Annotated in this window: 8 protein-coding genes, 1 tRNA gene and 1 riboswitch; of the genes, 1 reads left to right on the top strand and 8 read right to left on the bottom strand. The window is 49.8% G+C overall.

Annotation, left to right across the window (positions count from 1 at the left end):
- From B3W37_RS12775 to B3W37_RS12740, 8 genes are all read right to left on the bottom strand, one after another.
- The coding region (locus B3W37_RS12775; RefSeq protein WP_483176051.1) for an acyl-CoA dehydrogenase family protein at positions 1–720 on the bottom strand (720 nt) is incomplete at its 3' end.
- Positions 721–893: 173 nt separating this feature from the next.
- Positions 894–2102 (bottom strand): thiolase family protein, encoded by a 1209-nt coding sequence (locus tag B3W37_RS12770; protein ID WP_483176050.1) that lies wholly within the window; start codon positions 2100–2102, stop codon positions 894–896.
- A gap of 324 nt (positions 2103–2426) precedes the next feature.
- Positions 2427–4547 carry a sigma 54-interacting transcriptional regulator gene (locus B3W37_RS12765; RefSeq protein WP_483170805.1) on the bottom strand — a complete coding sequence of 707 codons (2121 nt, stop codon included), beginning with the start codon at positions 4545–4547 and terminating at the stop codon, positions 2427–2429.
- Between the two features lie 219 nt (positions 4548–4766).
- Positions 4767–5309 (bottom strand): GNAT family N-acetyltransferase, encoded by a 543-nt coding sequence (locus tag B3W37_RS12760; RefSeq protein WP_483176049.1) that lies wholly within the window; start codon positions 5307–5309, stop codon positions 4767–4769.
- Between the two features lie 35 nt (positions 5310–5344).
- Positions 5345–6511, bottom strand: a complete 1167-nt coding sequence (locus B3W37_RS12755) for a DUF362 domain-containing protein (protein ID WP_483176048.1) — start codon at positions 6509–6511, stop codon at positions 5345–5347.
- Between the two features lie 372 nt (positions 6512–6883).
- The gene (locus B3W37_RS12750; protein ID WP_483176047.1) at positions 6884–8026 is read right to left on the bottom strand and encodes an acyl-CoA dehydrogenase family protein; all 1143 of its coding nucleotides are present in this window, start codon (positions 8024–8026) and stop codon (positions 6884–6886) included.
- Positions 8027–8546: 520 nt separating this feature from the next.
- The gene (locus B3W37_RS12745; RefSeq protein WP_483170800.1) at positions 8547–9605 is read right to left on the bottom strand and encodes a hypothetical protein; all 1059 of its coding nucleotides are present in this window, start codon (positions 9603–9605) and stop codon (positions 8547–8549) included.
- A 273-nt stretch (positions 9606–9878) separates the two neighbouring features.
- A complete protein-coding gene (locus tag B3W37_RS12740) occupies positions 9879–10547 on the bottom strand; it encodes a nuclease-related domain-containing protein (RefSeq protein WP_481037799.1) in 669 nt (222 codons plus the stop codon).
- Positions 10548–10808: 261 nt separating this feature from the next.
- Here B3W37_RS12740 and B3W37_RS12735 point away from each other — a divergent pair.
- Positions 10809–10893: transfer RNA gene (locus B3W37_RS12735), tRNA-Leu, on the top strand.
- Between the two features lie 276 nt (positions 10894–11169).
- Positions 11170–11274, top strand: a riboswitch (SAM riboswitch).
- Positions 11275–11423 lie beyond the last annotated feature (149 nt).

The following is an 11423-nucleotide window of genomic DNA, read 5'->3' as shown; positions in this document are numbered from 1 at the left end:
AACCCAGTATTTAGGGACGACGAACAGGGATATCCCCGCTGTTCCGGGCCGGGCGCCCTCCACCCGGGCCAGATAGAGATGAACGATATTCTCGGTGAAATCATTGTCCCCACCGGTAATAAATATCTTCTGTCCTTTTATTTTGAAAATCTCCGGATGTTCGGTAGGATAGGCGCGGGATAATATATCGCCCACATCCGAACCGGCACTGGGCTCAGTCAGGCACATGGTTCCCGACCATTCCCCATTCATCATGCGGGGCAGAAACATCTCCTTGACTCTCTGGGTGCCAAAACTCTGAATCAGGCCGGCCGCCCCGCTGGTGAGTATGATGTAGGGCGCAAAGGTGGGGTTGGCGGCGTTAAACATCTCCCATACCATGGCATACAGGATATGCGGCATCACCAAAGCATCTTCGGATGCGTCGATGTTGCTGGTGCCCCAGCCTTCTTGCTGCAGTTTGGCAAACAGAGGCCCGAAACTGGGCGGTGTTTTCACCTGCCCATTTTCAAAACGCACCGGATTTTTTTCTCCATCGGTATTGGTAGGCTCGACGACCTCTTTAGACATCCTGAGGATAGGGGCTAAAAAGGCCTTCACCTCATTTTTGGAATAGTAGCCTGCGAATTTCCGATAATTGAATATCTCCTCGGTTGGCAGCCATTCCTGAAGAATGAATTCGAAGTCGCGGGTATTTTGATAAGCGAAATTTGCCGACATATTTGAATTCCCTCCGTTTCAGGCGGCTGTTCCCGGCCTGGAACAGCCTTCAAATAAGGAAAAATTTGGGCCGGATGATGGCAGCTGACGCGGCCACCACCCGCTGATCTAAAAAAGGAGAGGTATATGGGTTAGGGACAAATTTGATAAGCTGGTAATCAAGGCCTGATCATTTATATATCCCGGGTCCACAGCGAAGCCATGGCAGAGCCTCCGCCCACGCACAGGGAAGCCCCCCCGACGGTGAGGTTTAACCTTTCCATCTCATAATAGAGACTGACGATGATCCTCAGGGCGGTGCATCCCACCGGATGACCCAGGGCGATTCCAGAGCCGTTGTGGTTAGTCTTGTCGAGGTCGATCTTCAGTCCGAACTCCTTGCCGATCATACGATCCACCCCGATAAACTGCGCTGCGAAAGCTTCATTGATCTCCCAGTATTCCACCTCGTCGTAGGCCATTTCAGCCTGTTTTAAGCATTTGGGTATGGCCACCGCAGGACCCAGCCCCATGACTTTGGCTTCCACCCCTTCGGTACAAACGTTGATCAGCTTCATCAATGGTTTGATGCCCAGTTCTTGAGCTTTTTGTTTGGTCATGAATACGGCTGCCGCCGAGCCGTCATTAATGCCTGAAGCGTTGGCGGCGGTTACTACGCCTTCCTTTTTGAAGGCTGCGGGCAGCTTGGCCATGGCCTCCATATTCGCTCCGCTAATGGGGTGTTCGTCGTTCTCGAAGCTGGTAGTGCCTTTTTTGGTCTTGATATTGACGGGAACGATTTCCCTTTTAAAACGCCCTTCGGAGATGGCCTGGGCAGCCCGGTTATGGCTTAAGACTGCCAGTTCGTCACATTCAGCCCTGGTAATGCCGTATTTCTCGGCCACATTCTCTGCGGTCAGGCCCATATGGCCGCCCGCCAAAGCGCATATCAGCCCGTCCGACAGCATGGCATCCTGAGCCTTGCTGTCTCCCATGCGGAAGCCGCTGCGTCCCTGTTGCAGGATATAAGGAATGTTGCTCATACTCTCGGTGCCTACCACCAGGGCGATTTCGGTCTTGCCCAGGGCCAGGCTGTTTGCCGCCACCTCCACGGCCCTCATGCCGGAGGCGCAATTTTGACTGAGCATGGTCGATCCCGAACGGGGATCCATACCCACTGCCATGGCCACCTGCCGGGGCGGCAGGGAACCATTGCCATGATGCAGGCACATTCCCATGACTATCTCATCAATCATCCTGGCTTCGATGCCGGCCCGGTTGATGGCTTCGCTAGCAGTGACAGCCGATAATTCATTGGCTCTGACTGATTTGAGCGATCCCAGAAAGTCTCCAATGGGGGTGCGGCATGCGCTGACCATCACAACTTCATTGATTGCTGACATGCATTATCCTCCTCCTAATCCTTTTGGCTTTTATAGAGCAATAAGCGTGCCAATCAAGTCCGTCCGGGCGCAAATCCCGAAATAGCGGGTTTTATGGGCTGCGGGGCCGGGGCTCCCTACAGCTTTTGAGCCGTGTTTTTATCCTATTCTGGGTTAGGTGAGCTATAAAAGGCAGTATTGGATGATTGCGATACTCGGTATTGCAGGCCTTGAAGGAAAGGAAACGGGTCTTCCAAAACAGGAGAGTAGAGACGCGCTGATTTATCCTGAATGATCTCTTCAGCGCGCCCGCTTTATAAATAGAAGTGTCTGGCGATGGGACCGTTACCGGTTAAGACCATATTTTTCAAGTTTGCGATACAAGGCAGAACTGTGAATGCCCAGAATTTTGGCGGTTTTGGAACGATTGCCCCCGGTTTTGATCAGGGTGCGGGAGATGATCTCCTTTTCTATCATCTCCACGGTTTCGGTGAGCCCCTGTTCCAGTTGCTGCGGAAGGACAAAGGGAATTACAGCAGGCGGGGATAGAGAAGGAAAATGCGCCGGCAGCAAGCAGTCGCAGGCCTCCATCTCGGCCAGATTGACCGCTCTCTCCAACAGGTTCTCCAGCTCACGGACATTTCCCGGCCAGGAATAACCCTGCAGGAGTTGCAAAGCCTGCGGGGATACATTGGGAACATTGGTCTCCAAATTACGGTTTATGCGGGTGAGCAGGTATTTTACCAGCAGCGGAAGGTCGTCGAGACGCTTGCGCAGGGGCGGTATTCTAAGCCGCACCACATTCAAACGATAATAGAGGTCCTCGCGGAACTCGCGCCTGGCCACCAATTCTTCCAGATCACGATTGGTGGCCGCTATGACCCGGGCATTGATTACGATGGGAGTAGTGCCGCCCACCCTTTCCACCACCCTCTCCTGCAGAACCGAAAGCAATTTGGTCTGCATGGTGATGGGCATATCGCCGATTTCGTCCAGGAACAGGGTGCCGCCCTTGGCCAGTTCGAATTTGCCGGGCTTGCCGCCTTTTTTGGCCCCGGTGAAGGCTCCTTCTTCATAGCCGAAAAGCTCGGATTCCAACAGGTTTTCAGGCAAAGCGGCGCAGTTGATGCGAATAAACGGGCCGGAAGAGCGGCTGCTGGCGTTGTGGATGGACTGGGCGAACAGTTCCTTCCCGGTGCCGCTTTCACCGGTTATCAACAGAGTCGATGAAGTGGCCGCAAACTGCCGGGCCATATCCTTGGTCATGGAAAACTCGGCACTGTCGCCGACCAGGTCGGAAAATTTCCAGCGGGTGCGGTAAATCGACCATACTTCATCTTTATAAATGTTTAATTCTTTTTCGATCTGCTCCAGCTTGCGGGTCAGTATTTTCACACCCGACATATCCAGAACTACACTGTGCCCAATGGCACCGATGATTTCTCCGTTCTCAACAATGGGCTGCCGGTTGACGACGAACTCACGGCCATTTACCAGCCAGTAATCCGCCTGATAGACTTTTCCGGTTTTCAAGACCTCGGGCAGTTTGGAATGGGGGGTGATTTCCAAAATATTCTTTCCGATGACCTCGGAGCGTTTCTTTTCCAGAATATCAAGATAGGTCTGGTTAATAAAGGTGATGGCGGCGTTTTTGTCCACAATCACATAGGCCAAATAGGGGCTTTCGATCAAACCGTTTATAACGGTTACGAATCGCTGCTCACTCTCCTCAAGCATATCCATCAACACCTGGGCGCCGGACATGTCCAGCATGAAATAGTGGCCGATGGCGCCAACTACTTCACCTTCCATTTTGATGGGCATACGGGTCACCAGGGTCTCCTGCCCGTTTATATACCAGAGCTTGGCTTTGTCAATGCGCCCGGTTCGAAGGACTTCGGGCAATTCGGAATTGGGTATGACATCGAGGATGTAGCGGTTTATGACCGATTCTTTGGGCAGGTCGCCCAGACATTGAAGAAAAGGGGTATTGATGTGGGTTATGATGCCGTCCCTATCCACCATGACAAAACCCAGGTGGGGGTTTTCAAAAAGTGTGTCCAGGATCACCGAGAATTCTTGCTCGGTTTGCTGGAGGCGCTTCATTATAGCCTGGGCGCCGGACATATCGAGGAACAGGCTGCGGGATAATGCCCCGATCACCTCTCCCTTATGTACAATGGGCAAAGCGGTGACGATGGTCTCTTTGCCGTTTATGCAACATATGTCGGCGCTTACCGATCGCCCGGTTTTTAATACCCGGGGCAACTGGCAATCAGGGATAACTTCCAGAATGTATTTTCCCACTACGTCTTCTTTGCGGAGCTCCATAGCTTGCAGCAGGGTCTGGTTCATGTTTTTAATATAACCCTCTTTATCGACGATCACATAGAACATGTACCAGCTTTCAATAAGCCCCTCCAGTACTTCGGCAATCTCTTCAAAGTCATAGCGCCATTCTGACAAAACAAGATCACCTCCACCTTATATTCTCTACAATGATTGCCTTTCAACTTTAAGCCCGATAGTATTACTTCTGGTGCGAAATGATGTTATCAGGTATCCTTTGCAGAGCTTAAAAGATGATTAGCATTATTATAACTGAATAACCTAACAAGGTCATTGGGAATATAGTGGTTGTGAAAATTTTACTATTGCGGAAAATTGTTATACCATGTTGTTTTTTTATAGCATGTGATTGCGGTACTGATTTTCCTGGAACATAGTAGTAATATCCCACCAGCCATAGGCCCGTTCCAGAGTTTTAAAACCCTCGATATCCAGGGTTCTGGTATACACTATGGCGCCTCCCAGAGTCTGATAAAACCGTTGGTAGGGATTGTCGTGCAAAGCCCAAACCATAAAAGAGTGTATGCCCTTTTCCAAAAGCTTTTTTCTCACCGCCGCCAACAGCCGGCTGCCTATGCCTTTGCGTTGGAAAGATTTTAAAACATAAATCACGTATAATTCGCCTTTAAAGGGCAAACCGCCTGCGCGCTCGGGGCCAAAGGCGGCAAAACCCACTATTTTGCCGCTCTCTATTTCCGCCACCACGATGTCTTTATCCGCAGACTTAATGATTTCCCGGGCGTAATGCTTGCGGTCAGGAAATGTGATCAGGGCCAGCTGTGGCGGAGGCAGTATTCCCTGGTAGGTGCTTTTCCAGGTATCCACATTTACTCGGGCAATTTTGGCTGCGTCGGACAGTTTGGCTTCTCTTATTAACACGACAACCTCCTATGAAATCAGCTATGAGCAACATATTATATCACCGGCGGTTTTAAGCGATTAAATGCCTGGCCTAAAAAAGGGGTACGCAAAATAACTGCGCCTTCGGGGCATAGCTCCTGACAACAGTAGCAGCGGATACAGCGGTCATAATCGTAATACGGCGGCTTGCCGCCGCCGGGCGTTCCGTCCTCATCCTCATCTGTCCATTGTATAGCTTTGGGAGCAGCCGGACAAACCTGTATGCAGATCCCGCAGCGAATGCATTTTTCTTCTTGTATCTCAGGCCGCTCTACTATGGCGTTGCGAACACGGTTATTGGTCAATCTGGCCATGGTCCGGGCATGAGCCAGCTGAAAATCCGTGATTACCAGCGGGGCCAGGGCATCTCCCAAAAGGGTGAGGGCCTCTTTATCCATCCTGCCCAGGCCGTATTGCTGGCCGATTCGTATCATCTCCAGGCTGTCCGGAAGCAACCCGACCATTCTGGCTGCGGTAGCGTCAATCGCTACCGGATCAGAGCCGAATAATAATGCCCCTATTTTTCTGGGTTTGCCATTGCGGGGGCCATTGCCTTCCATAGCCATAATCGCGTCCATAACGTAAAGCCGCGGTTTTAAGCAGCCGGTCAGATCCACCAGCATAGTCGCGAATTGCTTCATTTCGGTCAGCTTGGCATGATACTCCCCTTTGAGGAGTCCGGGGATGCAGCCGAACTGGTTTTTGATGGCGCCGGTCAAAGTGGTCAAAGCGTGAGACTTGAGTTTGGGGAGGCTGATTATTCCCTGGGCACGAGCGGCAGCTTGAGCAATCACGAAACTTTTATTCTGGATGCCTTCATTAAAAATGAGGCGCTCGCCCACCTCGAAATTACCGGTTTCAATGCCCATTTTTGCGGCAATCATAGCCAGGCCTGATTTCTGAGCAGCTTTGTTCAGACCTCCAAAACCCGGAGAGTCACCGTACGACAGCTGTACTCCATGCTGCAAAAGCGCCCCCGCCACTGCCTCAAAGACGGCGGGATGAGTTGTCACGCATCTTTCCGGGGGATCTGCAGCCAGCAGATTGGGCTTAATGAGTATTCTTTCCCCGGGGCGGGCAAATTGCCGCACCCCGCCCAGAAGTTCCAGGCCTCGGTTTACTGCGGATCTCACTTTATCATATTCATAATCATCGCAATGAATAATCGCAACTTTTGACATCGCAACCCCCTGTCAAATTTAAAAGTCCAGGGCTATTAAAACATTATAGATCCTGGAGACAAATTTGGGTATCAATAATATTATGCAGGCTGAAGTTTTCTTTCATCCCCACCGGAAGAAGGCCAGCCTCATTGATCAAATCAATTGGGCTGGCCTTCATTTTGGTTGGGTTTCGCTTTATTTCAAATCCATGAGGATATTGATGAGGGTAATAATAGCGAGACTGACAGCCACTCCGCCACGGTCTCCTCCTTTGGTGGCCGCACTCTGCTTGTACTTGTGTCCGCAAAAGGTCGGCAGTAAAAGCCATCTATCATATAAAAGGGCTTGCCGGAGAGTCTGATTCCAACCTGGCGTACCCTGTATACGAGATTAACCTTTCAAAAGGTCATTGGCTATGACTATCCGCTGGACTTCAGCGGTGCCCTCATATATCTGGAATATCTTGGCGTCGCGCATCAATTTCTCCACCGGATAATCCCGGGTATAACCGTATCCCCCGAAAATCTGCACTGCTTCTAAGGCGCAGTACATAGCGGTGTCGCCGCCAAATCCCTTGGATAGGGAAGCAGCTTTGCTGAAACGGGGCACATTCATATCCTGCAGTGAAGAGGCTTCATAATAGAGTAAACGCGAAGCCTGAACACGCATGGCCATATCAGCCAGCTTGAACTGAATAGCCTGGAAGCTGGAGATCGGTTTGCCGAATTGGGTGCGCATCTGCGCATAAGCCAGGGCCTCATCCAGGCAGCGCTGGGCTAAACCGGTTGCACATGCCCCGATGCTGGCCCGGGAGAGATCCAGGGTTTTCATTACGATGTAAAAGCCCTGTCCTTCTTTGCCTAGCAGGTTTTTGGCCGGAACTTTAACATCCTCAAATATGACCTCGGTGGTATTCGAAGTCCTGATTCCCAGCTTATCTTCAACTTTGCCCACCGAGATCCCGGGGGTATCGCGGTCAACCATAAAAGCGCACATTCCCTTGGAACCCAGCTTCTTGTCCATAGTGGCTATAACCAGGTACATTCCCGCAGTACCGCCGTTGGTTATAAACTGCTTGGTGCCGTTCAAGATATATTCATCGCCGACCTTTTTGCAGCGGGTGGAAATACCGCCGGCATCCGAGCCGGCGCCCGGTTCGGTCAGGCAGAAGGCGGCCAGTTCGCCGTTGACCATGCGGCCAAACCATTCCTTTTTCTGTTCTTCATTAGCGGCAACATGAATGGGATCGGTAGCCAATAAGGTGCTTCCCACCAGAATGGTCGCAATTCCGGCATCACCCCAGCCAATTTGCTCTGCAACTATATTCTGAGTCAGGTGATCCAGTCCAGGTCCGCCGTACTCGGCGGGTACGCCAATGGCCAGGAAACCGAGTTCGTGCATTTTATCAAGGCACGCCTGAGGATAGACGTGGTTGTGATCCCAGTCGCTGGCATAAGGTGCAATTTCATTGGCAGCGAACTCATGAGCCATGCGTTTCATCATTTCCTGCTCTTCGTTAAGTATGAAGTCCATTACATTGCCTCCTTTGGTACTGCATGTGTTGCTGAAAATTTATTTTGTTTAATGATTAAACAAGCAATTTCTATGCCACTTTCCAGTAAATTGTGAAAAAAATAATTTGCACCATCATAAATCCCCGCCATATCGGGGTTATTGTTAATTAATTCACAAATCGTTCCGGGGAGGAGATAAACGGAAGGCCTTAAAAAATATATGTGACTTCCGCGAGTGCCGGGGGCGCTGCTGATGCTGGAATTCCTCACAGCATGGCTGGAAGCTATCCAAGTTCAACAAATGGTTTTCTCTTTTTTGAACCGCTGGTTTATGACCTAAAAACGTCAGGCCATCTGCGGCTAACTCAGATGGCCTGACGGAGGCAAGTGGGGAAGGTTCTTGACTTGCGGGCAATTCAAGAACCTTCCACCCTAGTAATTCCCCAACAGAAGCCCGGCCTGGTCAATGGATCATCAAATTCATGGACGAAGTTCGCAGCAGAGCCCGGGCTTATTTATTGTCCCGGACCCTGCTCGGGCTACTGGCTTTGTTGTGCTGAGCTCTGACCGCCATTCTGGCCCCCTCCTTTATTATCAGTGAGCTTTTTCCTCAAATCCTCCAGGTTTTGCATGGCGATCTCGGTTTTTATCAACACCAGCTGTTTTTGTTTCAGTTCAACCGCACGCTTTACATCTGTCAGAGCATACTCAGTTTTGGTGAAAGTTTCGCTATTCTTGCCTTCATCCTTCATCTTCAGCATCTCCCATTGCTGGGTCAGGCTGCTGGCATGCGGCTGGGCCGCATCCCATTGCAATCCATTGGCAAGGGCTGCGGTCATCATAACTTCATATTTCACGCGATAATACGGCGGAGGTAATTTGGATTTAAGCACCGCAGCCATATCTGAATAGGAGTGGTATAACTCTATTGCGCCCAGCAGACTTTCTTTCGCCTTCCGGTCGCTGATATTCATGGTGAGTTCTTCCATGGTTTTTTCAAACTTATCTCTGATTTCCGGATTCAATCCCGCTCTTATAGCTTCCGGCTCCAGGCTGTTCCACTGTTGATTGATTTTTTTGATGCTTTCTTGTTCTTTTGTCCAATTATTCGTACTCTGTTGGTTGGCCTGAACAGTTGATTGTTGGCGGTTGTTTTGCTGTCCTTGCTGCTGTTGGTCTTGCTGCTGTCCCTGTTGACCCTGTTGTTGCTGCTGCTGTTGCTGGCCGTTTTGTTGCTGCTGTTCCTGATTTTGCTGACCGCTCTGCTGGGTGCCCTGCTCTTGTCCCTGTTGCCCTGCCTGCTGCTGATCCTGCTGGCCTTGCTGTTGCATCGGCTGCGAACCGGCGGCAGTCTGCCCGCCCTGCTGTTGTTGCTGGGCCGGCATCTCGACAAAATTTACTTTTTGGCCAATGGTCATGATCAGAGCATCGGTCTCGTTCACAATCTGGGCGAAGCTTTCAGGCTCTTTAGTTTCAGTTTGAGTGTTTTCCCCCTGCGGCTTCTGTTCCGCCCCCTTTTTAGAACAACCGGCCATAGCAGTCATGAATAGCAATAACAACAGCAGGATTGCAGGTTTATAATAACGGCAGGTTCTCATAAGGTCACCTCATTATACAGGTTTTCCAATAAAATCAGCTTGATTATAAATTTAGATTATCCAGAACCGCGGTCATTCATTCTGAGCGCAAAAAAAGGGGAGAGTACTCTCTCCCCTCGGATTATTCTGTTGCTAATCCACAACTTTTTTCCAATCCACCGCTTTTGACCTCATGGGTCAGGCTGCTGCTAGCGGTGAACCCAGATTTGTTTAAGAAACTACCGCCCTACCAAGCGGCTGTGCTGCAGGTCATTATGTAATAGCCTGCAATACCTAATTGGCTTTAGCCATCTGATTCATGCTCTCTATCTTGCGACATATCTTTTTTATAGTGCGGGGGTATATTACCACACTCCCCTGCCGGTAATTCTTGATATAGTCCACCAGTTGATGCCGGCCTAGAATCGGGACTTCTAGCTTCTTTTTCTGATTCTGCCGTAAAGTGATATTGTCGCAGGATAGGACGATGATACCCTGAGTGGGTAGATTCTTAACTCCTACTACCTTCATTAAAAATCCGCGCAGTCTGTATTCGTGTGAATCAACCTGGCCTATCGGATTAGTTATCATTTTTGAATAGCCACTCTTCTTGTGAAGAATCCAGTTGTCTTTGCTGTCGATGTCGATAATTCCGCCCCGTTCGCCACCATAGTTTTTGGTCTCGATATGAAATATTCCATTAGGGCCGACAACTACTGTGTCATATTCATTCGTGTGTTCCGAATCAGGACCCAGTCTGATGTTGTGAAAAACCTGATACCTAGATTTTGGGCTTTCCAGGCTGCCCATAACCGCGCGAACCTTGTGCTCGCCTCTGTCTCCGCTGGCCATGATCTGCTTCTTGATCTCGTTCTTCTTATCACGCTTGCGAACCGCATAAAAGAAGTAGATGGCTGCGATCAAAACCACCACAATGGGAGACAGCGTAATCCAAATATTCACTTTTCTCTCCTTTCCTTTTATTATTCCTGGAAACTATATCACTTTTAATTATAGACATATCCTGGCTTAATGCAAATGCCCCGGCAAAAAATATCTTGACAAAATGCCAATCAGCATTATATGTTAGCACTTTAATATCCGCGGCCGAATTGGAAGAGGTCCGAGCGTTTTGGAGCCGGTCGCCATTATATGACCGCCTTAAAGGGCTTCAGTTGAAATAAATGCACAATCAAGGTATAATACTCAGGTACAAATTAATCTGCGGATGTGGCGGAATTGGCAGACGCACCAGACTTAGGATCTGGCGGGTAACACCGTGGGGGTTCGAGTCCCTTCATCCGCACCATGGAAATAGAAAGGAGGAGAGCCTCCTTTTTTTGATTCTAATGATAAATGCAGCAAGACGGCCCGCTTTTTCTTCAGGGCCGGCTTTTTGATATTCATTATATAGATAGCCGGGATTGAAGCACCGGTTGTTTAGGCCCAGCTCTTATCGCGAGCCGGAGCGGTTATGTTCAGACCGTGAAAAACCAGCATTCCTGCACACAGTATGCACAGGTTCATTGACGCGATAAAGACCGCTATGCTAAGATTAATTGAGTTTAAAATAAGCACATAGTTATTCTTATCCAGAGCGGCCGAGGGACAGGCCCTATGACGCCCGGCAACCAGCCAATTAATGGCAATGGTGCTAACTCCTGCAGATGAAATGTCTGGCAGATAAGCATGAGAATTAGTCATCTTGCCTCTTTGCATTAGACAAAGAGGCCTTTTGTTTGTTGGGAGGACGTCTTTTTGATTGAGATCAAGAATCTAGCCAAGATATATCATACCGCTCATCAAGACATAGTGGCTTTAGATGATGTGAGCTTATCT

This window comes from Syntrophomonas sp. UBA5494 (assembly GCF_002426325.1).
This window is presented reverse-complemented; position numbering and strand designations above follow the sequence as displayed.